General features: G+C 73.4%; 19 protein-coding genes. 9 read left to right on the top strand and 10 right to left on the bottom strand.

Annotated features, from left to right (window positions below; genetic code table 11):
- The first annotated feature begins 234 nt into the window (after window positions 1-234).
- Window positions 235-1,734 carry a hypothetical protein gene (locus AB0O01_RS11210; protein WP_365312286.1) on the top strand — a complete coding sequence of 500 codons (1,500 nt, stop codon included), beginning with the start codon at window positions 235-237 and terminating at the stop codon, window positions 1,732-1,734.
- 36 nt (window positions 1,735-1,770) lie between these two features.
- On the opposite strand, the gene AB0O01_RS11215 is transcribed toward AB0O01_RS11210, so the two are convergent.
- Entirely contained in the window at window positions 1,771-3,180 is a 1,410-nt protein-coding gene (locus AB0O01_RS11215) for a SpoIIE family protein phosphatase (protein ID WP_365312287.1), read from the bottom strand.
- Between the two features lie 411 nt (window positions 3,181-3,591).
- On the opposite strand from AB0O01_RS11215, the gene AB0O01_RS11220 reads away from it, so the two are divergent.
- Window positions 3,592-4,002, top strand: a complete 411-nt coding sequence (locus tag AB0O01_RS11220) for an SsgA family sporulation/cell division regulator (protein ID WP_365312289.1) — start codon at window positions 3,592-3,594, stop codon at window positions 4,000-4,002.
- A gap of 1 nt (window position 4,003) precedes the next feature.
- On the opposite strand, the gene AB0O01_RS11225 is transcribed toward AB0O01_RS11220, so the two are convergent.
- Window positions 4,004-4,939 (bottom strand): dioxygenase, encoded by a 936-nt coding sequence (locus tag AB0O01_RS11225; protein ID WP_365312291.1) that lies wholly within the window; start codon window positions 4,937-4,939, stop codon window positions 4,004-4,006.
- A 120-nt stretch (window positions 4,940-5,059) separates the two neighbouring features.
- Between AB0O01_RS11225 and AB0O01_RS11230 the strand changes: the two genes are divergently transcribed.
- Window positions 5,060-6,148: a maleylacetate reductase gene (locus tag AB0O01_RS11230; protein WP_365312293.1), complete on the top strand. Its 1,089-nt coding sequence runs from the start codon at window positions 5,060-5,062 to the stop codon at window positions 6,146-6,148.
- A 16-nt stretch (window positions 6,149-6,164) separates the two neighbouring features.
- Here the strand turns inward: AB0O01_RS11230 and AB0O01_RS11235 are convergent, their stop codons facing one another.
- The 3 genes from AB0O01_RS11235 to AB0O01_RS11245 form a co-directional block, all read right to left on the bottom strand.
- The gene (locus AB0O01_RS11235) at window positions 6,165-7,178 is read right to left on the bottom strand and encodes a Gfo/Idh/MocA family oxidoreductase (protein WP_365312295.1); all 1,014 of its coding nucleotides are present in this window, start codon (window positions 7,176-7,178) and stop codon (window positions 6,165-6,167) included.
- A 77-nt stretch (window positions 7,179-7,255) separates the two neighbouring features.
- Complete coding sequence (locus AB0O01_RS11240) at window positions 7,256-8,350, bottom strand: chemotaxis protein (protein ID WP_365312297.1); 1,095 nt, start codon at window positions 8,348-8,350, stop codon at window positions 7,256-7,258.
- A 124-nt stretch (window positions 8,351-8,474) separates the two neighbouring features.
- On the bottom strand, window positions 8,475-10,304 hold the full coding sequence (locus tag AB0O01_RS11245) for an alpha/beta fold hydrolase (protein WP_365312299.1): 1,830 nt from the start codon (window positions 10,302-10,304) through the stop codon (window positions 8,475-8,477).
- A 320-nt stretch (window positions 10,305-10,624) separates the two neighbouring features.
- Here AB0O01_RS11245 and AB0O01_RS11250 point away from each other — a divergent pair, with 320 nt between their 5' ends.
- Window positions 10,625-11,353 carry a chaplin family protein gene (locus tag AB0O01_RS11250; RefSeq protein WP_365312301.1) on the top strand — a complete coding sequence of 243 codons (729 nt, stop codon included), beginning with the start codon at window positions 10,625-10,627 and terminating at the stop codon, window positions 11,351-11,353.
- A gap of 384 nt (window positions 11,354-11,737) precedes the next feature.
- Here the strand turns inward: AB0O01_RS11250 and AB0O01_RS11255 are convergent, their stop codons facing one another.
- The gene (locus AB0O01_RS11255) at window positions 11,738-12,220 is read right to left on the bottom strand and encodes a nucleoside deaminase (RefSeq protein ID WP_365312302.1); all 483 of its coding nucleotides are present in this window, start codon (window positions 12,218-12,220) and stop codon (window positions 11,738-11,740) included.
- A 208-nt stretch (window positions 12,221-12,428) separates the two neighbouring features.
- Here AB0O01_RS11255 and AB0O01_RS11260 point away from each other — a divergent pair, with 208 nt between their 5' ends.
- Window positions 12,429-13,226, top strand: coding sequence for a GNAT family N-acetyltransferase (locus AB0O01_RS11260; RefSeq protein WP_365312304.1), 798 nt, complete (start codon window positions 12,429-12,431; stop codon window positions 13,224-13,226).
- Between the two features lie 48 nt (window positions 13,227-13,274).
- Here the strand turns inward: AB0O01_RS11260 and AB0O01_RS11265 are convergent, their stop codons facing one another.
- Window positions 13,275-14,459, bottom strand: a complete 1,185-nt coding sequence (locus AB0O01_RS11265; protein WP_365312306.1) for a Cmx/CmrA family chloramphenicol efflux MFS transporter — start codon at window positions 14,457-14,459, stop codon at window positions 13,275-13,277.
- A 498-nt stretch (window positions 14,460-14,957) separates the two neighbouring features.
- Complete coding sequence (locus tag AB0O01_RS11270) at window positions 14,958-15,533, bottom strand: hypothetical protein (RefSeq protein ID WP_365312307.1); 576 nt, start codon at window positions 15,531-15,533, stop codon at window positions 14,958-14,960.
- Between the two features lie 89 nt (window positions 15,534-15,622).
- On the opposite strand from AB0O01_RS11270, the gene AB0O01_RS11275 reads away from it, so the two are divergent.
- Window positions 15,623-16,396, top strand: coding sequence for a metalloregulator ArsR/SmtB family transcription factor (locus tag AB0O01_RS11275; protein WP_365312460.1), 774 nt, complete (start codon window positions 15,623-15,625; stop codon window positions 16,394-16,396).
- 310 nt (window positions 16,397-16,706) lie between these two features.
- Here AB0O01_RS11275 and AB0O01_RS11280 read toward each other — a convergent pair whose 3' ends face one another.
- Entirely contained in the window at window positions 16,707-17,153 is a 447-nt protein-coding gene (locus AB0O01_RS11280; RefSeq protein WP_365312308.1) for an SPW repeat protein, read from the bottom strand.
- 998 nt (window positions 17,154-18,151) lie between these two features.
- Between AB0O01_RS11280 and ssuE the strand changes: the two genes are divergently transcribed.
- Together ssuE and AB0O01_RS11290 are read left to right on the top strand one after the other, a co-directional pair.
- A complete protein-coding gene (gene ssuE / locus AB0O01_RS11285; RefSeq protein ID WP_365312310.1) occupies window positions 18,152-18,706 on the top strand; it encodes an NADPH-dependent FMN reductase in 555 nt (184 codons plus the stop codon).
- A 119-nt stretch (window positions 18,707-18,825) separates the two neighbouring features.
- Window positions 18,826-19,980, top strand: coding sequence for an LLM class flavin-dependent oxidoreductase (locus AB0O01_RS11290; RefSeq protein WP_365312312.1), 1,155 nt, complete (start codon window positions 18,826-18,828; stop codon window positions 19,978-19,980).
- Window positions 19,981-20,233: 253 nt separating this feature from the next.
- On the opposite strand, the gene AB0O01_RS11295 is transcribed toward AB0O01_RS11290, so the two are convergent.
- A complete protein-coding gene (locus tag AB0O01_RS11295; RefSeq protein WP_365312313.1) occupies window positions 20,234-21,337 on the bottom strand; it encodes an acyl-CoA dehydrogenase family protein in 1,104 nt (367 codons plus the stop codon).
- Window positions 21,338-21,577: 240 nt separating this feature from the next.
- On the opposite strand from AB0O01_RS11295, the gene AB0O01_RS11300 reads away from it, so the two are divergent.
- Window positions 21,578-22,381: an SDR family NAD(P)-dependent oxidoreductase gene (locus tag AB0O01_RS11300; RefSeq protein ID WP_365312315.1), complete on the top strand. Its 804-nt coding sequence runs from the start codon at window positions 21,578-21,580 to the stop codon at window positions 22,379-22,381.
- Window positions 22,382-22,603 lie beyond the last annotated feature (222 nt).

Below are 22,603 nucleotides of genomic sequence, written 5' to 3' on the forward strand. Positions count from 1 at the left end.
CAGATCCCTTCGTGTGCCTGCGACGTCATACGCACCCCGGCCCGGTGACCTTGGTGCACCCTGGGGAGTGCACCGTGTACCAGTACGGCCGCCGGGTCGGGGTGGCGCTTTCCTACCTGACACCCCGTGCCCGGTGGCACACCATCTGGCGCACCCTGGCGAACCCTGGCGAATAGTCGCTCGGCACCTTTCACCGGGCTAATGTCAACTCAGCCGAGAACCTGGGGGCTTGACGTGAGCGGACCATCCAACACCCGCCTGGCGGACCTGTTCGGCCTGGCCGGCTGGTCCAAGGGCGAGCTCGCGAGGCTGGTCAACAAGCAGGCGGCGGCCATGGGCCACCCCCAGCTCTCGACCGACACCTCGCGGGTGCGGCGCTGGATCGACATGGGAGAGATCCCGCGCGATCCCGTACCGCGGGTGCTGGCGGCCCTGTTCACCGAGCGTCTCGGCCGTGTCGTGACCATCGAGGACCTCGGTCTGGTCCGGCACGGGCGCGTGGGGAAACGGCAGGGCGACGGGAGCACGGAGCAACAGCATCCCGGCGAACTGCCCTGGGCGCCCGGACGGACGGCCGCGTTCCTCATCGATTTCACGGGAATGGACCTCATGCTCAACCGACGCGGTCTGGTGGGCGCGGGCGCCGTGCTCGCCGCGGGATCCGCACTCAGCAGCGCCATGCACGACTGGCTGCACACCGATCCGGCCCTGACCCCCGACGCTCCCGTACTCGACAACCCCCTGCACGCCGACCCCGCTGGGTTCGACCGCTACGAGGCCGCCCCCATCGGATCGCAGGAGATCGAGGAACTGGAGCGTTCGGTCGAAGTGTTCCGAGCCTGGGACGCGGCCCGCGGGGGCGGGCTGCAACGCAAGGCGGTCGTGGGCCAGCTCAACGAGGTGGGCGGCATGCTCGCCTACCATCACCCTCCGCATCTCCAGCGCCGCCTGTGGTGCGTGGCGGCCGACCTCGCCGCCCTGGCGGGCTGGATGTCGCACGACGTGGGGTTGGAGCCCACGGCCCAGAAGTACTTCGTGATCGCCGCCCAGGCCGCCCGCGAGGGCGGTGACCGGCCCCGGGCCGGCGAGGCGCTCTCCCGGGCGGCCCGGCAGATGGTCCATCTGGGCCGCCCCGACGAGGCGCTGGACCTGATGAAACTCGCCCATTCGGGCGCGGGGGAGCAGATGCTGCCCCAGACCCGGTCCATGTTCCACACCATCGAGGCATGGGCGCAGGCGTCGATGGGCAGGGGCCAGGCCATGCGCCGCACCCTGGGCCGGGCCGAGGACCTCTTCGTCGCCGGGAGCGACGAGGAGACCCCGAGCTGGATGAAGACCTTCAAGGACGAGGATCTGTACGGGATGCAGGCCCTGTCCTACCGCAGCCTCGCGGAGTTCGACCCCGGGGCCGCCGGGCACGCGCAGCACTACGCGGAGAAGGCGCTCGCCCTGCGCAACGACGGGCGGGAGCGGTCGAAGATCTTCGACCATCTGTCGATGGCGTCCGCGAGCTTCATCGCGAACGACCCCGATCAGGGCGCCACCTACGCCCGCGCGGCCCTGAAGTCGATGGGCAGCAACTCCTCGCACCGCACCTGGGACCGGATGCACCAGATGTACCGGCTCACCGCCCAGTACGCGGACCACCCGCGCATCAGCGAACTCCGGGAGGAACTGAAGACCGCCCTCAGCCGGGCCAAGGGCAAGGGCGGCGGCAGCGGCACCCCGGCATGACCCGGGGCCGCCCCACGGCCCCCGTCCCCCTCGTCCCTACGACGTCACCCTGGCGATGAGCACGCAGGCGTCGTCCTCGCGTCCGCTCCCGCCGAACTCCTCCTCGACCGTGTCCAGACCGTCCTGAGCCGTCCGCGCCCCGGACAGCCGGGGGGCCAGATCGAGGAGCGGGCTCTCCACGAAGGAGCGCCCCTCGACGGGCACCAGCCCGTCGGTGTGGAACAACAGCAGATCACCCGGTACGAGGGTCACCTCGGTCTCGCCGTACTCGGCACCCGAGGTGGCGCCCAGCAGCACCCCGTCCGGAGCGGTCAGCCGGCCCCCCGTCCCGTCGCGGAACAGCAGCGGGGCGGGGTGTCCCGCGCGGGCCCAGGTCAGGGTCCGGGCCGCCGGGCGGTAGCGGCAGCAGACCGCGCTGCCCAGGGCGGGTTCGGCGCCGCTGTCGAGCAACTGGTTGAGCCAGGACAGCAGTTGGCCGGGTCCGGTCCCGGCCATCGCCATCCCCCGCACCGCGCCCAGCGCCATCGCCACGTCCGCGGTCACGGCGGGGCCGCGCCCGGTCAGTTCACCGATCGTCAGCAGGGTGTCCCCGTCGGGCAGTTCCAGGACGTCGTACCAGTCGCCGCCGGTCGGGGTGCCCGGGGAGGCGGGCAGCGCGCGGGCGGCGAGATCGAGTCCGGCGCCCTGTCGCGGGAGCCGCAGGGGGCCGCGCCACGCGGGGACGGCGGCCTCCCGCGACTCGACCGCGAGCCGGTGCCCCGAGTGCTCCCGCTCCCGGTGGCGCCGCAGCGAGTCACGGGTCTCGCTCACGGCGGCCTGGCTGCGGCGCAGCGCGCTGACATCACGCAGCACGGCCCACATGGAGGCGGTGCTGCCGTCGGCGTCGAGCACGGGCTCGCCCATCATGTGCACGGTGCGGATCCCGCCGTCCGGGCGCAGCACCCGGAACTCGCCGTCGATCCGCCGGGCGTCGACCAGGCAGTCCGTCACCATCGCGGTCAGCCGGGGGCGGTCCTCCTCGTGCACCAGGGAGGGCAGTTCGTCGAGGGTGAGCGGGGGAGCGGCGGGGTCGCGGCCGAGGATGGTGTGCAGTTCGGCGGACCAGTTGGCCTCGTCCGTCAGCAGGTTCCACTCCGCGCTGCCGACCCGGGCCAGCAGCGAACCGCCCGCCGGGGCGGGCGGCGCCGGCCGCGGGGCGGGGACGGCGGCCCGGGGGCCGTCCCGCAACTGGGCCAAGTGCTCGTCCAGGTCGTCGAGCTGATGCAGGGCCAGATCGTAGAGCGCGCGCTGCCAGCGGCGGCGGGGCGCGCAGTCGTCCTCCGAGGTGTCCCGTCGTACGGCGTCCACATCGCCCTTGAGCCGGCGGGTCTGTGTGATCAACGCTTCGACCGGGGCGCCCGAGGGCAGCCGGGCGGCGGGGCGGTCCGCTGGGAGAGGGGACGGCATGACGCACTCCGATGCGAGGGGACTCCCCCGCTCCGGGCGGGCCGGGGCCGGGGGAGGTACGACCAGGGCTGGCGATGGGACCGCTACGACTGTCGCACAGGCCGCCACGCCCTGTAAGGGATTTGGCAACACACGATACGGTGGTGCTTCAGGCATATGCCACCGTCTCCACGGCCGGACTGTCCTGCGACTTCGGCCTATCACCGGGGCCCGGAGTCGGCGTAGTCGCCCTACGCGTGTTGACGGACGGGTGCATGATGCCGCGCTCGGCGCGGGCCGGGTTCCGCGGGCGCGCCTCTCTCGCTGTGACGCAGGTCACATAAATTGATCATGGCGGGGGCGTACGGGGAAGTGGGTGTCCGGGGTCGTAACAGCACACCGGAAATCCGGACGACCTCAGGGGAGACGGCCATGGAGATCACCCTCGACCAACCCGCCCGTGCCCGACTGATCACGGGCGAGGAGGAGCTCCCCGTCCCCGCCACCCTGCACTACTGCTCCAGCGACCCCCTCGCCGTGCACGTGGCCTTCCCGCCCGAGGTGACCCTGGCCGGTGAGGATGTCGTCTGGACGTTCGCCCGCGCCCTGCTCGCGGCCGGGCTCGACGGCCCGGTCGGCGAGGGCGATGTCCACATCTGGCCCTGCGGCCGGAGCCGGACCGTTCTCGAATTCCACTCCCCCTACGGACTGGCCCTGCTCCAGTTCGACACCGCCGCCCTGCGCCGGTTCCTGGTCCGGACCTACGCCATCGTGACCCCCGGCGCCGAGGACCTCGGCCCCGCCGTGGAGCGCTGCCTCAACGAGCTGACCGGCCAGCCGTAGGTCAGCCCCCGGCCGGCCGCGCGGGTGCCGGGGACAGCACCAGGTCGTTGCGGACGGAGAACCAGGGGCCCTCGACGCCGGGGGGCCGCTCCGGGTCGTCGCCGGCGCGCGGCACGAAGGCACGGATCAGCGACGGCTTGACCGCGAAGACCGTGTCCGAGTCGAGATAGGCGCTGTCCGCGTCGAAGATGTGCGTGGTCAGCGACTGGAAACCGGGTGCGTCGAGGCGCAGATGGATATGCGCGGGCCGCCAGGGATGCCGCCCCGCGGCGCCGAGCATCCGCCCCACCGGCCCGTCGTCGGGAATCGGATACGGCGTGGGCCGCACCGCGGCGAAGGCGTACGAGCCGTCCTCCCGGGTGCGGAAGCGGCCCCGCAGATGGTGTTCGGGCGCGTCCGGGTCCTGCACCGCGTAGAGCCGGTCGTCGCCGTTCTGCCAGACATCGAGCACGGCCCCGGCGACGGGGGTGCCGCTCGGGTCCGTGACCCGGCCGTGGACCCACGCGGGCGTCCCGGCGGGGCGCTCGGCGATCGTGGCGCCGTACGGGCGCAGCGGTGAGCCCGCCGCCCAGAACGGGCCGAGGACGGTGGACTCGGTGGTGGTCCCGCCCTGCTCGTGGTGGAGGGCGTCGACCAGCATGGACAGCCCGAGCGTGTCCGAGAGCAGGATGAACTCCTGCCGCTCCCCGGTCGTGATCCGGCCCGCCGCCGTCAGGAACCGGATTCCCGCGTACCACTCCTCCTGGGTGAGGCCCACCTCGGTGGCGTAGGCGTGCAGATGGTGGACCAGTTGCTCCAGGAGCAGCCGCAGCCGGGGCTGCGGACAGCCGCCGAAGCTCGCGACGACGGCCGCGGTGATCTCCTCGGGGGAGGTGACGTCCGCGGCCGGGCCGTTTCCGGTGGCGCCGTCGCCGGTGGGGGTCGGGTCCGGGTGCATCCCGCTCTCGCCTTCTCTCGTTCCGTCGTTCGCTCGTTGTCCTGTTGAACTGTTTTCCTGTTCCTTGATCCTTGGACTGTTCCCCGGCCGTGTCCCTCCCGCACCACGAAGGAGATCCCCATGGGTTCCGCCGACGACGCCGGACGCGAGGCGTTCGCGTTCGACCACCAGCCGCCGTCCACGCGGGTGAGCTTCGGGGCCGGCACCCTGGCCGCGCTGCCCCGACTGGCCGCCGACCTGGGGCTGCGCAGGCTGCTGGTGCTGTCCACGCCGGGCCGCGCGGACCTCGCGGCGACCGCCGCCGCGCTGCTCGGGGAGCGGTGCGCGGGCCGGTTCACCGAGGCGCGGATGCATGTGCCCGTGGCGGTCGCCGACCGGGCGCGCGGGGTGGCCAGGGACCTCGCGGCCGACGGCTGCGTGGCGGTCGGCGGCGGCTCCACCACCGGACTGGCCAAGGCCCTCGCCCTCGACCCCGGCCTGCCCTACCTGGCCGTCCCCACCAGCTACGCCGGGTCCGAGATGACCCCGGTCTGGGGCCTGACCGACGCCGGGCGCAAGACCACCGGCCGCGACCCCGCCGTCCTGCCCCGCACCGTCCTCTACGACCCCGATCTCACCCTCACCCTGCCCGCCCGCACCTCCGTCACCAGCGCCATGAACGCCGTCGCGCACGCCGTGGAGGCCCTCTACGCCCCCGACACCTCCCCCTTCGTCGCCCTGCTCGCCGAGGAGGGCGTACGGCGGCTGGCGGGCGCGCTGCCGGGGATCGTCCGCGAGCCCGGCGACCGGCGGGCCCGCGCGGACGCCCTGTACGGGGCCTGGCTGTGCGGGTCCTGCCTCGGCGTCACCACCATGTCCCTGCACCACAGGCTGTGCCATGTCCTCGGGGGCGCGCTCGATCTGCCGCACGCCGAGACCCACACCGTGGTCCTGCCCCACGTCCTCGCCTTCAACGAGGAGGCCGCCCGGGACCGGCTCGCCCCGCTCGGCCGGGCGCTGGACACCGGGTACCCGCCCACCGCCCTCCAGGAGCTGTCCCGCTCCCTCGGCGCCCCCCGCTCCCTGGCCGACCTGGGCATGACGGAGGCGGACATCGACCCCACCGCCGAACTGCTCCTCGCCCAGCAGCCCTTCGCCAACCCCCGCCCGGTGACCCGGGGCGACGCGCGGGCGCTGCTGCGGGCGGCGTACACGGGGGCGGACGTATGAGCGCGCCGGACACGCCTCAGCCGTACAGGGGCGGGCGCGGGGCCAGTTCGACCGGGGTGCGGGTGCCGCTCCCCAGGGCGCGGACGCCCGCCTCGGCGACGGCGGTCGCCGCATAGCCGTCCCAGGCGCTCGGGCCGGTGACCCGGCCGTCCCGTACGGCGTCCACCCAGGCGCGCAGTTCACGGTCGTAGGCGTCCGCGAACCGGACGACATAGTCCTGCGGGACCTCCGTGCGGGCCCCGGCCCCGCCGGTGATCCGCAGGCCGTGCTCCTCGCCGATCCGGGCGCTGCCCCGCTCGCCCACCACCTCGCAGCGGACCTGGTAGCCGACGCCGCAGTGGACGAAGATCTCCACGTCCACCAGCGCGCCGCCCGCCGTCTCGAACAGCAGGAACTGCGGGTCCTGGAGCCCGCCCGGCGCTTGTGTGGAAGGGCTCGGCCGCAGGGCCGTGACGGCGGTGATCTCCTGCCCGAGCAGCCAGCGCGCCGCGTCGATCTCGTGCGAGGCGGAACTGCTGATCAGCATCGCGGAGGTGAAGCCGGGCGGGGCGGAGACATTGCGGTGGACGCAGTGCAGCATCAGCGGCCGGCCCAGCTCCCCGGCGTCCAGCGCCTCCTTCAGCCGCGCGTACTCGGGGTCGTAGCGGCGCATGAAGCCGATCTGGATGAGGCGGCGGCCGAGTGCCGTCTCGGCGGCGAGGACGCGCAGGGCGCCCGCCGGATCCGGGGTCATCGGTTTCTCGCACAGCACCGGCAGCCGCCGCTCCAGCGCGGCCAGCAGCGCCGCCTCGTGCAGGGTGTCCGGCGTGGCGATCACCACCGCGTCGACGCCGGGGGTGTCGAGGGCGGCCTCCGCCTCCGTGTGCAGGGCGACGCCGTCCAGTCCGGCCGTCGCCCGCTCGGCCCGGGGCCGGTCGGGGTCGGCCACGGCGACGACCCGGGCGCCGCCCACCCGTCTCCCGATCCGCCGTATGTGGTCGGCACCCATGTGCCCGGCACCCAGCACGGCGACCCCCAGCAACTCACCCACGTCCACACTCCCTCGCGGCCGACGACGACTCTCGGCCAGCGTAGATCGCGGGCGGAGGGAGGGACGGAGAAGCGGGGTCAGTAGCGCAGGACGCCCGCGATGCCCCGGGCGTCGCCCAGGGTGCCGTCCGGGACGAAACGCACATCGGCGCCGGTCTCCAGGCACGTCTCCACGATCTCGTCCACGATGTCCTCACGCGAGTCGAGGTCACCGCCCTCGGCCGGGATCAGATGGTCGCCGTCGTCGCGGACGGTGACCCGGAAGTTCTCCTCCACCGCCAGCAGCCGCACCCGGGCCTCGCGGGCGTTGCGCCACACCTCGTCCACCCCGGCCGCGAACTCCTTGCGGCCCCGGGCGGCTTCGAGTTCCCCGGTCACCCGCTCCACCCCGCGCGCCGCCTCCCGCTCGACCGCCGGGCGCACCGCCTGCCACACCGCGTCCGGGGTGCCCTGCGCCAGCCCGCCGTGCGGAAGCTGCACCCCGCGCCGCGCGACCTGGCCGACCTCCTCGAACGCCGCCAGCGCGGCCGTCTCACCGGTCACGAACAACGGCCGCGGACTGCCCCGCAGTACGGCGTCCATCGCGGTGTCGGCGTCGCGCAGAAAGGCGCGGGTGCGCTCGTCGCGGAAGGTGCTCGGCGTGTCGCCGATCTGCTCCTGGCGCTCGGGGTCGAAGTTCTCCGGCTCCCGCACCAGGGGGAAGCCGCCGACGGCCGCCGCACGCACCCGTTCGCCCCCGCCGTTCCACAGCGTGACCCGGTCCGCCGAGACCGACAGCACCCAGAACGGCCGCTCGGCGGCCTGCGCGGAGACCAGGTTGCGGGTCAGGAAGGTGTCCGACAGCACCACCCGCTCCGGCACACTCCGGGCCAGCGACCACACCTGGTGCTCACCGGGCGCCGCGAAGATCACCAGACCGTCCTCGGAGTGCGCGAGATCGACCTCGGTGACCGCCTGGTCGAGCTGGCTCACCACCTCCGCCCGCCGCTCCCTGGTGACCGCCGGGTCCGCCTCCATCTGCTTCTTGGCCTCGGCCACCACATTGCGCAGCCGGACCGGGTCCTGGGCGTTGTCGGGTTCACGGCGATGGGTGGGGGTGAGGACGGAGACGGCCGGATAGGGGCGCGGACGGCGCAGCTCGGCAAGGGTCGCGGGACTCAGTGCGTGCTCCATGACAGCACCATAGGGCGGATTCACGGATGGGGCATTCGGTGCGTTTCCGGCACTGGGTGTGAGGTGTCGGGCATCGCCCGCACGCGGCCGATATCACCGGGACCCGCACTCGCCGGTTCCCTGATCACCGGCCCCGCTCGTCCGCGCAGGAACTGCCGGTCGGCGGCAGCGAACCGTACAGCAGGAAGTCCTCGACCTTGCCGCGCACACACTTCGAGGAGGCGTATCCGGTGTGCCCGTCGCCCTTGTTGTCCAGCACGACCGCCGCACCACCCAGCCGCCGCGCCGTCTGCTCGGTCCATCGGTACGGCGTCGCCGGATCGCCTCGCGTGCCCACCAGCAGCATCTTCGCCGAGCCGACGTCCCTGACCCGCTCGCGGATGAAATCCGTGCCCCGGGGGCGGCCGTGGCACAGCAGCACCTGGGTGAGCCGGTAGGTGCCGAACACCGGGGACGCCCGCTGGTACGCCGGGCGCAGCCGGGCCAGATCCCGGGCGAGCCGTCCGGCATCCGGACGGTCGGGGTCGTCCGCGCAGTTCACGGCGGCCAGGGCGGCCGGGAGATTGTCGAAGGGGATGTCGTCCTCGGCGGTGATGGTCGCGTGGCGAGCGGGTTTCCCGGCGGGGCGCGCGTGGGGAGCTGGCTTTCCGGGGGTGGTCGTGTCGGGGGCCGGCTTTCCGGGGGTGGTCGCGTCGGGAGCGGGCTTCCCTGTGGTGGTGGCGTCGGGGACGGGCTTTCCGGGACTGGTCGTGTCGGGGGTGGGTTTCCCGGTCGTCTGTGCATGGGGCCGGGGCGCCGTGGACACCGCCACCCCGCCCGGTGTCGCCGCCCCGCCCGTCGCGAAGCTCTCCACCCCCCGGGTGTCGCCGTCCTCCATCAGCGAGGCGAGCGCCCGCTCCAGCAGCGGCCACAGCTCCTCGCTGTAGAGCGCCTGCCCGATCGCCCCCACCAGATCCTGACCGGAGAACGGCCCGCCGAAGGTCGTCGGCACCGGATCCTCGTCCAGCGACCGCACCAGTTGTACGACGTCCTCGCGCGCCCGGCGCGGATCCTGGCCGAACGGACAGGCCAGGTCGCCGACGCACCAGTTCAGGAAGTCCTCCAGCGCGGTCTGCTGGCCCCGGGCGCCCGCGATGCCCTGCGCGGCGAGCGGTTCGGTGAGGGTGTCCACCCCGTCCAGGACCATCCGGCCCACCCGGTCCGGGAACTGCGCCGCGTACACCGAGCCCAGCCGGGTGCCGTACGAGAAGCCCAGGTAGTTGAGCTTCCGGTCGCCGACGGCCTGGCGTATGACGTCCAGGTCGCGGGAGACGTCGACGGTGCCCATGTGGTGCTGGACCGGGCCGGAGTGCCGGGCGCACTCGGCCGCCGCCGCGCGGAGCTGCCGCATCAGCGCCGCCGGGTCGGCCAGGGGGTCGGTGGACTCCTCCTCGGGGGCCCTCCCGGTCCCGTAGGCGGCGGTGCCGCAGCTCACGGGGGAGGAGCGGCCGACCCCGCGCGGGTCGAAGCCGACGACGTCGTAGCCGTCGGTGAGGTTCATGAAGTCCTCGCCGCCGTAGGCGAGTTCGGTCACCCCGGCGCCGCCGGGCCCGCCGAAGTTGAGGACCAGCGATCCGTGCCGGTCGCCGGTGGCGCGGTAGCGGGCGAGGGCCAGGTCCAGTGTTCCGGCGCCGGGTCGCGCGTAGTCCAGGGGCACGGTGACCGTGCCGCACTGGAGGTCCTCGGGGACTCCGTCGCCCTCGCAGTCGCCCCAGGTCACCCGCTGGCGGTAGAAGCGGGTGAGGTCGGGTTCGGCGGCGGCGGCGGTCCGGCCCGAGCCGGGGGAACCGGGGGAGGCGGCAGTACTGGAGGTCGTGGCGGAGGTTGTCGCGGACGCGGGGAGCGCGGTGCCGACGAGTGCGAGACCGGTGGCCGCCGCGACGACCGCGGGACGCACCAGCAGCCTGCTCAGCATCGATGCCTCCAAGGGCGGCCTGTGGCGGATGCCGCGCCGCGAACCGGGGAACGGGGCCTCGGCTCACCATAGGCGGCGGCCGACCGGGCCGCCCGTCGGCAGCCCACGGCCGGTGTCCGGCGTCCCGGGGCGGATGGAGTCCCGCATGCAGTCTGTCCGGATGATCACGTGATGTGATCGATACCCGGTTTTGCGACCAGTTCGATAACTCTGTCCACTCGATGGGGTGAAAGGAGGATTGGCCATAACTCGGATGGTTCGCCTGCGTTTTATCCGTTGCGGGCGAGTGCCCGTGACCAAGTCTGGAAGGCAGGGAACCTATGAAGCGGGTTACCCGGAACGGTGTGATCGCGGTCGCCGCCGCCTCCGGCGCGATGGCCGTGGTGTCCGTACAGGCCGCCTTCGCGGCCGGCGGTGCGGGGGCGGCCGGTGGCGCGACCGGTTCACCGGGGCTGATCTCCGGCAACACCATTCAGCTCCCGGTGGACGTCCCGATCAATGTGTGCGGCAACACCGTCAATGTGGTAGGGCTCCTCAACCCGGCCGCGGGCAATGCCTGCGCCAATGAGGGCGCGGGCGGCGGCGCCGGGTCGGGGAAGCCCGGCGGGGCGTCGGCGGAGGGCGGGTCCACGGGCTCACCCGGGGTGGTGTCCGGCAATGGAGTGCAGTTGCCGATCGATCTGCCGGTCAATGTCAGCGGCAACAGTGTGAACGTCGTCGGCGTGGGCAACCCCGCGACCGGCAACGAGTCGGCCAACGGGCCGGGCCCGCAGAAGCCCCCGGAGCGTCCGGTACGCCCCGAGCGGCCCGTCGAGCCCGAGCGCCCCACGACACCGGAGCCGAAGCCGAGGCCGACACCGGCGGCCGAGACCCCGGCCCGGCCCGCACCCGCCCCGGCCGCACCCGCACCGGCCCCGCCGGGCACCACGGCGTCACTGGCCCACACGGGTACGGATGCCACACTGCCCGTCGCGCTCGGCGCGGGCGCGCTGGTACTGGGCGGGGCCGCGCTCTACCGGCGCCACCGCCCGGAGACCGCGCGCCGCTGATGCGGCCTCGCCGGAATCGTCCGGTGACCGGAGTCGTCCGGTGACCGGGCTCCGCCGGTACGGGTGATCGGCGGAGCCCGGAGGTGTGGTGGGGGCGTGATGGGGGTCCGCTGCGGGGCCGTCGGTCCCGGGGGCGGTGCTGGTCGGTCCTCGGGGCCGTGTGCCGTGCCGGTTGGTCGCCGGGCTCCGGGCTGTGCTGGTCGGCCGCGGGGCTGTGGACTGTCCTTGTCGGTCGCGGGGCAATGGACTGTTCTTGTCGGTCGCGGGGAGCGTGGCCCGTCGGCCGGTCCCGAGGGCATGCGGGCCGGTCGGCCGACCCCGGGCGGATTGCGCAACCGGTGAACCCCGCGGCACGCGCCCCGCACCCCCCGGACCCCGGCGGGCTCAGGCGAGGCGCGGATGGGCCCGGCGGTGCAGTTCCCTGATCTCCGCCTCCAGTTCCGGTACCGGCCCCTCCACCGCCACTCCCGGAGCCACCTCCTGGACCGGCAGCGGGCGTACCGGCGCGGGCTCGACGCCCAGTTCCGCGAGCCAGGACACCAGTTGCGCCGAGGACGCCACATACACGATGCGGCCCAGGCCCACCCAGCCGTGTGCCGCCGCGCACATCGGGCAGTGCTCGCCGGAGGTGTAGACGGTGGCCGCCGCGCGCTGCTCGGGCGTCAGATGTGCGGCCGACCAGCGGGCCAGCTCGAACTCGGGGTGGCGGGTGCTGTCACCCCCGGCGATCCGGTTGCGGTCCTCCGCCAGGACCGTCCCGTCCGCACCGACCAGCACCGATCCGAACGGCTCGTCCCCGTCCGCGAGCGCCTCCTCGGCCAGCTCCAGACAGCGCCGCAGATACGTCAGCTCGGCTCTCTCGACCATGGTGTACGGCCTCCTCGTCGTGCCCGGCGGCCCGGCGGTGTGCGCTCCGGCCGGTCGTCGGCAGTGCTCTGCGGTCTTCCCCGGTCTCCGCCGACCGGGAGTGATCTTCCCGGCAGCCTATGTCGCGTACGGCGGCGCGGCCCAAGGGATATGTGAGGTTCGGCCAATTTCGTTGCCCTGAGCACGCTTCGGTGATGGAGTGTGGCCCATGGATCACTCCGGGGTACTCGCACTCTTCGACCGGGACATGCGCGAGGGTGCGCACCCCGACGGGCCCGACGCGACGATCGAGCGGGTGGGGCGGGTGGTCCGCCAGATCGCCCCGGCCCACGGCTGGAACGGCGTGCTCTGGTCCGACCTCGACGAGTCGACCGCAGACGCGGCCATCGCCCGCCAGATCACCGACTTCACCGCGCTCGGCCGGGAGTTCGAGTGGAAGGTCTACGGCCATGACCACCCCTTCGATCTGGGACAGCGGCTCGTCGCCGCCGGGTTCACCCCGGAGCCGGAGGAGACCCTGATGATCGTCGAGGTGGCCGACCTCGATCTGGACGCCGAGGCGCCGGCCGGGATCCGGATCGTCCCGGTCACCGACGCGTCCGGCGTCGACCTGGCCGCCCGGGTGCACGAACAGGCGTTCGGCACGGACGGGGCCCGGCTGCGAGCGCGGATGCTGGCCCAGCTCAAGGCCGACCCGGACGCCGTCGTGGCGGTGCTCGCGCTGGCCGGGGACGAGCCGGTGAGCGCGGCCCGGCTGGAACTGCTGCCGGGCACACGCTTCGCCGGGCTGTTCGGGGGCGGCACGGTGGAGTCCTGGCGGGGCAAGGGCATCTACCGCGCCCTGGTCGCCCACCGCGCCCGGGTCGCCGTCGCGAACGGCTACCGCTACCTCCAGGTCGACGCGCTCGCCCGCAGCCGCCCCATCCTGGAACGCCTCGGCTTCCAGCCGCTCACCACGACGACGCCGTATCTGTACGTGCCGGACGGGGTACCGGCGGCGGCGTAGCGGCGCGGCAGGGGCCGGGGGCGCGTCACTGCGGCTGCGGGCGGCGGCTCAGGGCAGGTCCGCCCGGCGGTCGGCCGTGACCGGACGCGCCTTGCGCCGGCCCGCCCCGTCCATGAGGAGTACGGCGCCCGCCGCCGCGGACAGGGCCACGCTCACCCACACCGCGAGCCGGGCGTCCCCTGCGGCCCCGGTCGCCAGCGCGGCGCACAGCGGACCGGCGAAGGCACCGGCGTTGAAGGCCACCGTCGCGAACGACCCGGCGAGCACCGGGGCGTTGGTCGCGGTGCTCATCACCCGGTTGATCAGCGACGAGCCGACGCCGAACGACAGCGCCCCGAGCAGAACGGCGACCGGCGGCAGCGCCACGGCCGAGGTGCTGCTCAGTGCCAGGACCGCCCAGGCGGCGGGCAGCGCGAGCAGGGCAATCCGCAGGTCCCGGCGCAGGGTGCCGTCCCCGGTGCGGCCCGCCCAGGTGACCCCGGCGAACGAGCCGATCCCGAACGCCGCCAGCAGTGCGGGCACCACGCCCGCGGACACCCCGGTGACCTCGGTGGCCAGCACCGCGAGATAGGCGAAGGTCGCGAAGGTGGCCCCGTTGACCAGCGCCCCCAGTGCCAGGGCGACCCGTACCGGCCGCGACCGCAGTACCCGTAGCTCCGCGCGCAGGGACACCGCCGACGGGTCGGCCGCGTCGGAGGGGGCCGAGCGGAAGACCAGCGCCAGGGCGGGCAGGCACAGCAGCGCCACCGCCCAGAACGCCGCCCGCCACCCGGCGACCTCACCGAGCGCGGCCCCGGCCGGCACCCCGACGACACAGGCCAGCGTCACCCCGGAGAGCAGCACGGCCGTCGCCCGCGCCCGGCGCTCCGGCGCCACCAGGGTGTGCGCGACCGACATGGCGACCGCGAGGAACCCGGCGTTCGCCACCGCCGCGAGCACCCGCGTACCGAAGAGCACGGCGAAATCGCCGGTCAGCGCCCCGACGGCGTGCACGGCGACGAACATCGCCAGGAATCCGGCGAGGGCCCGCCGCCGGGGCCACCGCGCGCCGAGCGCGGCCATCACGGGGGCGCCGACGATCATGCCGACGGCGTAGGCGGAGGTGAGGCTCGCGGCGGCGCCGGTCGACACGTCCAGATCGGACGCGATGCCGGGCACCAGACCGGCGAGCATGAATTCGGACGTGCCCTGCGCGAACACGGCAAGGCTGAGGACTCTGATGAACAACGGCACGGAAGTCGGCTCCCACGGCAGCGGAATGAACGGGGGATGCGATGCCATGGGCCGCGCCGCGCCGCGACCGGTCACCGGCGGACGGTGACACGGTGTCGACGGAGGTCGAGGTGCGCGGGGTCGAGGTGCGCGGAGTCGGAAGGACACGACGGGACGACGACCGGGCCCACGGATACGGGAGGGGGCCGGTCATGGGAGGCGGGGGCGAGGGGGGCCGCTCGATCGATCCAATCGATCCGAGCGATCCAATCGATCCGAGCGCTCGGATCGGCCGGGGCGTGGTGTCGTCGCCCCGGCAGTCGGGGACTGACGCGACGCCCTACGGCTGAGAACCTGTCCGCCGCCGGGTGACCGGCGGCCTGGTTCTGTCCGACTCGGGAGATGTCATGCCGGGGACGGTAGCGGTGGGGCGCCCCGGCGAGCAACCGGATTACGCGCTCCCGGGGCGTGCCGCCCTCAGCCCCGACCCGCCGTCACCCACCCCGCGACGCGGACGACTCAGCGAGACGCGTCAGGTGGGGAAGCGGCCGTCGTCCCCCATCCCGTGAGCCGCACGACCTCCTCCGCCAGGTCCGGCACCGATCGTCCGTCGGTCGTCACCCGTGCCGTGTCCTCGGGGGCGTGCCGGTCCAGCAGCCGGGCCTTGCGGGCGCTGCCCGCCAGTTCCCGGGCGAGTTCCGAGCCCAGCTCGCGCCCGGCCAGCCGCCGGGCGGTCGTCGCGTCGGTGGCGGTGAGCAGCACCCGCACGATCCGTACATCGGCGCCCATCGCACGGTGGAACATGGCGGCCGTTTCGCCCAGCACGCTCAGGGTGTTGGTGTAGACGAGCCGGCGGTGGCCCAGCTCGGCGTAGGTGGCCCAGACCGCCGTGAGATTGCACTCGGTGACCGCCGACCGATGGGGATCGCCCTCCGGCGCCGGATGCACCATCCCGAGGAAGTCGCCGTCGAGCACGGCATGCGCGATGCCCGCCGCCCGCAGCCGGGCCGAGACCTCCCAGCCGACCGTGGTCTTCCCGACGCCGGCGCGTCCGCCGATGAGCAGTACCTCGGCCGGTACCCGCGCTGGATCCATGCGGATCAGGGTGCCCGGAGCGGTCTCCGCTTGACATGCAAGTATTTGCCTGCATAACGTTGAGTGTGCGATCAGAGAGTGACTCCGAGATGGACCAGGTCTTCAGGGCGCTGGCCGACGACACCCGCCGCAGGCTGCTGGACCGGCTGCACGAGCAGAACGGGCAGACGCTCGGCGAGCTGTGCGCGCGGATCGAGATGACCCGTCAGTCGGTGACCCAGCATCTGGCCGTCCTGGAGGCCGCGAACCTGATCAGCACGGTGCGGCGGGGCAGGGAGAAGCTGCACTACCTCAATCCGGTGCCGCTCCAGGAGATGCAGGAGCGGTGGATCGACAAGTTCGAGCGCCCGCGGCTGCGTGCGCTCGGTGCCCTGAAGCGACGAGCCGAGGAAGCCATGACCGACAAGCCCACCTATGTCTATGTCACCTACATCGCGAGCACACCCGAGAAGGTGTGGGACGCGCTCACCGACGCCGATCTGACCGCCACCTACTGGGGCCACAGCAATGTCTCGCCGGACTGGAGGCCGGGATCGCGCTGGGCGCACGTCCGCACCGACGGATCCGGCGTCGAGGACATCGTCGGCACGGTCGTCGAGAGCGACCGCCCGACCCGGCTGATCACGAGCTGGGCGGACCCGGCGAAGGCGGAGCGGGGGGACGACGCCTACTCCCGGGTCACCTTCGACATCCGCCCGCAGGGCGAGATCGTCCGCCTGACCGTCACCCACGAGGACCTGCCCGACGAGGGCGAGCTGGCGGACGTCTCGCTCGGCTGGCCGCAGGTGCTGTCCAACCTGAAGACCCTGCTGGAGACCGGGCGAGTGCTGCCGCAGGAGCCGTGGCTGACGCCTTCGTCCTGACCGAGGGGGCTGCCCCGGGGGCCGTTCTCCTGACCGGGAGGGGCTGACCCGGGGCCGTTTCTCCTGACCGACAGGGGCTGGCCCCGGGGTCGTTCCGGCCCGGCGGTCGGTGACACAACCTGGCCGGTCCGCGGCGCGCGATGTGCGATACGCGATACGCGAGGCGCGCGGACCGGCCGGGCCGTCCTTTCGTCCGACTCCTTCCGGAGTCCTTGCTGAGTCCTTGCGGGCCCTTCCGGATTCTTCCGGGCCCTTGCGGGTTCTTCCGGACCCGTCCGGCTGTTGTCCCTTCCCGGCTGTGTCCTTCCCTCTACGTCAGTGGCTTGCGGGCCGTCCTGAAGGCCGCACCGGCGCAGGCCAGGCCCAGGATCACGGCGAGGGCTCCGATGACGACGTTGTTCCAGATGACGCCCCGGTCGGGGTTCGTGCCGACGATCCACGGCGCGATGATCATCCACACGCCCATCGCGCACATTGCCCAGCTCAGGCCGTACATGCGTTCCGGGGCCCTGGTGAATCCGAGGGCCAGCAGGCCGATCGCTATCCCCATGATCAGATTGTGGGTGGCGAGGGCGGGCTGAGTGGCCGAGTAGTGGACTATCCACGGGGACGCCGCACAGTACAGACCCAGCAGGAACACTGGTCCGTCCATGAGCGCCACATCGCGACCGCCGAGCATGCGGGCATAGCGATCCCGCATTTCGGAGACATCAGGGTGGCTTGATATGTCACCTCTGGTGTGCGAGACATTGGCCATGAGTCGTCTCCCTTGTGACTGGCAGGCATTACCGCTTCTGGTGCGGTGTGCGGTAAACGCCGCATAAGTTCATTGTGCTCCCATTTCGGACTTATGTGTAGCGCTCAGGGAGAGTGACCGATCGGTGGGACGGCCGCCGGGGGAGGGCGGGTGCCGGGAGGGGGTACCGGGGAGGGTGGGCCCGGCGCCGGGGTGTGCCGCGCCGGGTGGGTGGGGGCCGGGCGGCCGGTGATCGCCCTCGCGGCGCCCGCTCCGGCCGGTGCTCTGGCGGGGCGGGTCCGCCTCACGCGCGCGGAGACCGACGTTCCGGGGGCGGGTGGCCTCACGCACGCCGAGACGGACGTTCCGGACCGCCTCACCGCCTCACCGTCTTCAACGCGGGCCAGGACAGCCGCAGTTCCCCGGACCCGGTGCCCGGCGGGAGCGTCCTATTCCCGCCCGAGAGTCGCCGCCGCCATGGAATACGGCCCGCATTCCGGCCCGTTCACAGGTTTTCGCCCGGGGTGTTCCTGGAATTCAATGGTCCGCGATACGAGACCGGTCAAGTTTGCCTTGACGCCCGGACAGGCGGCTGCGACGATCGAGGACATGATGATGCGACTGGACCTCACGCGGCGACGCCATGTCGATCTCGCGCGCGTCTTCAGCGCCTCCTGTTGCTGCTCCGTGGCCTGATCTCCGCCCCGATCCGCCGCGCACGTCTCCTCTCTCCACCCTCCTCATCCCTTTACCTTCCCTTCCGCATTCCGCGCACCCGCAATTCCGGGACCCGGCCGCGGCCGGGGATCAATTCGGCCTGTCCGAAAGGGAATTCGGCGGCGGGAGATCCAAGGGGCCGCTCAGTCCCCGTCATTCACCGCCCGCACCGGAACGCGCACGGGATCGGGACGGGACGGGGCGGAATCACGGATGGGGCCCGCCCCGGCCCACCGGCCACGCCTGCTCCCCTTCCCTCGCCTCCCTCGCCCCGCGCTTCCCGAACCCCGAAAGAGGACCGCATGGCCACCGTCCTGTCCGTCTCCGGCAGCCCCTCCGCCTCCTCCCGGACCAACCGGCTGCTGCGCCATCTCGATCAGCGCCTGACGGCCCAGGGCCACGACGTCGTCCCGCTCGACGTCCGCACCATCCCCGCGGAGGCACTGCTCGGCGCCGACTTCCGGCACCCGGCGATCGTGGCGGCCACCGAACTGTTCGCCCGCGCGGACGGGGTCGTCATCGGCACGCCCGTCTACAAGGCCGCGTACTCCGGGGTCCTCAAGGCGCTGCTCGATCTGCTGCCGCAGTACGCGCTGGGCGGCAAGACCGTGCTGCCGCTCGCGACCGGTGGGACCACCGCACATGTGCTGGCCATCGACTACGCACTGCGCCCCGTCCTCAGTTCCATGGGCGCCGGCCATATAGTGCAGGGCTGGTTCACCCTCGACAAGGACATCGCCGTGCACGACGACGGCTCCCTCACCGTCGCCGACGCCGCCACCGAGGCGCTCGCGCAGGTCGTCGACCAGTTCTCGCTGGCCCTCGGCAGCAGGCCGCTGCTGGCCGCCGCGAGCTGACGCCCCCGGCGGTCGACGCCCCTCGTCGCAGGCCCCGCCTCCTGCGGGTGCCGCCTCCGCACAGGCCCCGCCTCCGCACAGGCCCCGCCATGGTCCGCTCCGATCGGAGAGAATCCCCGGTGACCCTCACGTTCCACTGGTTCCTGCCCACCAACGGCGACAGCCGGCATGTCGTCGGCGGTGGTCACGGCTCCCCGGCCACCGCCTCCGGCCGCGACCGGCCGCCCACCGTCGCCTACCTCAGCCAGATCGCCCGCGCCGCCGAGGACCTCGGCTTCGCCGCCGCCCTCACCCCGACCGGCGCCTGGTGCGAGGACGCCTGGCTCACCACCGCCATGGTCAGCCGGCACACCGAACGGCTGAAGTTCCTGGTCGCCTTCCGCCCCGGCTTCGTCTCCCCGACCCTCGCCGCGCAGATGGCGTCCACCTTCCAGCGGCAGTCCGGCGGGCGGCTCCTCCTCAATGTCGTCACCGGCGGCGAGACCCACGAGCAGCGGGCCTACGGCGACTTCCTCGACAAGGACGACCGCTACCGCCGTACCGGTGAATTCCTCGATGTCGTACGGCAGTTGTGGGAGGGGAAGACGGTCGACCTGGACGGCGCGCATCTGCGGGTCGAGGACGCCCGGCTCGCCCGGGTGCCCGACCCGGTGCCCGAGGTGTACTTCGGCGGGTCCTCCCCGATCGCCGGGGAGATCGCCGCGAAGTACGTCGACGTCTACCTCACCTGGGGCGAGCCGCCCGCCCAGGTCGCCGAGAAGATCGCCCGGATCCGGCGGCTCGCGGCCCGCGAGGGCCGCACCCTGCGCTTCGGCATCCGTCTCCATGTCATCACCCGGGACACCGCCGCGCAGGCCTGGGCCGAGGCGGACCGGCTTCTCGCCGGGTTCGACCCGGAGACCGTGCGCGCCGTGCAGAGCGGCCTCGCCCGCAGCGAGTCCGAGGGGCAGCGCCGGATGCTCGCCCTGCACGGCGGTTCCCGCGACGGCCTGGAGATCCACCCCAACCTCTGGGCGGGCATCGGCCTGGTCCGCGGCGGCGCGGGCACGGCCCTGGTCGGCAGCCACAGCGAGGTCGCCGAACGCGTCCTGGAGTACCACGCCCTCGGCATCGACGAGTTCGTCCTCTCCGGCTACCCGCACCTGGAGGAGGCGTACTGGTTCGGCGAGGGCGTCCTGCCCCTCCTGGCGGGCCGGGGACTGTGGCGGCATCCGGCGGAGGAGCCCGCGGGGGAGTCGGCGGGGGCCGGGGCGCGGGCGTCGTTCACCCGGTAGCCCCGCGCGGACCGGGCGTGCGGCCGGGCCGGGATCTGCCGATGCGGGCCCTGCGCGCCGACAGCGCGGGCCGACCCGGTGCCACGCCTCCGGGGAGCGGCCGGGGCCGGGTTCGCCGACCCGGAGATCACCCCCGTCGAGGAACCGCGCTGCCGCCGCCGGGCCCTCGGCGACCCGCCGCCCTGCCGCTGCACGGCGCTCGGCGACCCGCCCCGCCCCGCCCCGCCTCCAGCGCGTGGCGCTCAGCGACCCGCTAGACCTCACCCGCCCCCAGATGCTCCAGGTGCGCCTCACGTACCGGTGGCGTCTGGGCCTGGATCAGCAGGAACATGCCCTCCCGGTACAGCCGCTGGGCCGGGCTGTCGAGGCCGGTCACCCGGCCGCCGCCCGCCACCACCGCGGCCGTCGTCGCCGCCCGCATCAGATCGTGCGCGCGCACCCGCAGCGCGAGCCGCTCCTCGATCCGCTCCCGGGGCTCCGCCGACTCGGCCAGCGCGTACGCCCGTTCCCGCACCGCGTCGATCCGCTCCCGCAGCGGTGCCACGGTGGCCCGTGCCTCCTCGTCCAGCAGATCGAGCGCGGCATAGGCGATACCGAAGACCGCCGGGGAGGCGTTCGCGCTGCGCGGCAGGTCGACGGCGGCGAACGCCTCGCGAGGGGTGCGCAGCGCCACCGCCTCGTCCGGCAGCCACAGTCCGTCGAGTTCGAGGGCGACGGTCCGCGCCGCCGTCAGCGCCGCCAGTCGCAGCGGCTCCGACGCCCGCATCCCGGGCTGCTCCCGGGCGTCCGCGAAGGCGAGCACCACCTCGGCGCCCGACTCCCCCTCACTGATCCCCGCCAGCAGCATCACCTCGTTGAGCCCCCAGCCGGTGTACCAGGGCACGGTGCCGTCGAACCTCCAGCCGCCGCGCTCGGCCGTCGCCCGCACCGGCACCCGGGGATAGGCGCGGACATGCGCGTACGCGATCCCGGCCAGCAGCTCACCGGTGGCCAGCGGACGCAGCAGCCGCTGCCGCACCGGGGCGTCGGAACGGGCGAGCAGCCGGACCGGTGTGTGGTGCTGGGTCTGGACGAACCAGGTCGCACAGCAGGCGCCCGCCAGGATCTCCGCGACCTCCCGCGCCACCGCGTCCGGCGCCCCCGCCCCGCCGTACGCCACCGGCGCGCTCACCCCCAGCACCCCGGACTCCCGGATCGCCGCGAGGTGACTCGGAGGTACTTCCGTCCGGTCCACCTCCTGGGCACACGGCGCGAGCAGGTCATGGGCGAGGCGCCGGGCACGGTCGACCAGGGGGTGCGGGGGTGAGGGTGGGGATGTGGGGGGCGTGGGGGGCTTGGGCGGGGGTGGGGTGGTCATGGGGGTGATTCTCCGCCCCGGAGCTGCCGCAGACGCGCCCCGGAGTTGCCGCAGCGCTGCCGCAGACCCGCCCCGGAGTTGCCGCAGATCCGGGGCGGAGTTGCCGCAATGCTGCCCCCGGCGCCCCCCGGCGCCCCCCGGCGCCCCCCGCCCCGACCGGTCCGGCCCGGCTGATGACCGGCTGATCAATGGCCGATCTGTGCCGGTACATCCCCCGTGCGGGGAGGCTACGTTGAGGCCATGTCACTACCGCCGCCCTCCGCACAGGGCACCGCACTGATCACCGGCGCTTCCTCGGGCATCGGCGCGGCCCTGGCACAGGCCCTCGCGGAACGCGGCTACGGCACTGTCCTGGTCGGCCGTGACCCGGCCCGGCTCGGCGCGGTCGCCGAGGACGCGGCGCGGCACGGCGGGCGCGTCGAGACCGTCGAAGCCGATCTGGCCGAGGCATCCGGCCGTCGGCTGCTCGCGGAGCGCGTCGAGCGCTCGGGTCTGACCGTCGACATCCTCGTCAACGCCGCCGGGGCCGCCACCCGGACCAGCGTCGCGGAGTGCGATGTCGCGTCGGAACTCGCGCACATCGCACTCAATGTGACCACTGTGGTGGAGCTCTGCCGCCGCTATGTGGACGGCATGCTCGCACGGAAGTCCGGGGCCATTCTGAACGTGTCCTCGGTCGCCGCGTTCCGCCCCTTGGCGGGGCAGGGGACCTATGCCGCCTCGAAGGCGTTCGTGCTCTCCTTCTCCCGCACCCTGGCTCTCGAACTCCAGGACTCACCGGTCACGGTGACGGCGTTGTGCCCCGGCCCGGTGCCGACCCCGTTCGCCCGGACCGCCGGATTCAGCGAGGAGGAGATCGCGGCCGTTCCCAGGGTCATGTGGGTGGCGGCCGACAAGGTCGCGGCCACGGCGATCAGCGCGATGGAACAGGGCGCGGAACTGTGCATCCCGGGACGCCCGAATGTGATCGACGCCGCGATGTGCCTCCAGCAGTCCCGGGAGGAGGCGTCACAGGCGGTGAGCCGGGCCACGCCACGCCCGTGAGCCCCCCCGGGGGGCAGGGGAGGGGGTGGGTCGGGTTCCTCGGGAACCGCTCTTCCGGGCAGCGGACATGACCGCGCATCAGCCGTCAACGCGCCCGCCCAACCCCCTGACCTGGGTCGACATAATCTCCACATCCGTCAACTGGTCTAAACCCTTGACTGGTCCAGACCAAGACGGTTGAGTGTGCGTCCACAACCCCCCACCACGGCCGCCCCCGACCGC

Source organism: Streptomyces sp. NPDC093252, from assembly GCF_040683675.1.
Taxonomy (GTDB): Bacteria; Actinomycetota; Actinomycetes; order Streptomycetales; family Streptomycetaceae; genus Streptomyces.

Excerpts from the sequence above, each read along its gene's own strand:
- AB0O01_RS11215 (WP_365312287.1), bottom strand. The coding sequence starts at position 3,180 with ATGCCGTCCCCTCTCCCAGCGGACCGCCCCGCCGCCCGGCTGCCCTCG.
- AB0O01_RS11220 (WP_365312289.1), top strand. The coding sequence starts at position 3,592 with ATGGAGATCACCCTCGACCAACCCGCCCGTGCCCGACTGATCACGGGC.
- AB0O01_RS11225 (WP_365312291.1), bottom strand. The coding sequence starts at position 4,939 with ATGCACCCGGACCCGACCCCCACCGGCGACGGCGCCACCGGAAACGGC.
- AB0O01_RS11230 (WP_365312293.1), top strand. The coding sequence starts at position 5,060 with ATGGGTTCCGCCGACGACGCCGGACGCGAGGCGTTCGCGTTCGACCAC.
- AB0O01_RS11240 (WP_365312297.1), bottom strand. The coding sequence starts at position 8,350 with ATGGAGCACGCACTGAGTCCCGCGACCCTTGCCGAGCTGCGCCGTCCG.
- AB0O01_RS11245 (WP_365312299.1), bottom strand. The coding sequence starts at position 10,304 with ATGCTGAGCAGGCTGCTGGTGCGTCCCGCGGTCGTCGCGGCGGCCACC.
- AB0O01_RS11250 (WP_365312301.1), top strand. The coding sequence starts at position 10,625 with ATGAAGCGGGTTACCCGGAACGGTGTGATCGCGGTCGCCGCCGCCTCC.
- AB0O01_RS11255 (WP_365312302.1), bottom strand. The coding sequence starts at position 12,220 with ATGGTCGAGAGAGCCGAGCTGACGTATCTGCGGCGCTGTCTGGAGCTG.
- AB0O01_RS11260 (WP_365312304.1), top strand. The coding sequence starts at position 12,429 with ATGGATCACTCCGGGGTACTCGCACTCTTCGACCGGGACATGCGCGAG.
- AB0O01_RS11270 (WP_365312307.1), bottom strand. The coding sequence starts at position 15,533 with ATGGATCCAGCGCGGGTACCGGCCGAGGTACTGCTCATCGGCGGACGC.
- AB0O01_RS11275 (WP_365312460.1), top strand. The coding sequence starts at position 15,623 with ATGGACCAGGTCTTCAGGGCGCTGGCCGACGACACCCGCCGCAGGCTG.
- AB0O01_RS11280 (WP_365312308.1), bottom strand. The coding sequence starts at position 17,153 with ATGGCCAATGTCTCGCACACCAGAGGTGACATATCAAGCCACCCTGAT.
- ssuE (WP_365312310.1), top strand. The coding sequence starts at position 18,152 with ATGGCCACCGTCCTGTCCGTCTCCGGCAGCCCCTCCGCCTCCTCCCGG.
- AB0O01_RS11295 (WP_365312313.1), bottom strand. The coding sequence starts at position 21,337 with ATGACCACCCCACCCCCGCCCAAGCCCCCCACGCCCCCCACATCCCCA.
- AB0O01_RS11300 (WP_365312315.1), top strand. The coding sequence starts at position 21,578 with ATGTCACTACCGCCGCCCTCCGCACAGGGCACCGCACTGATCACCGGC.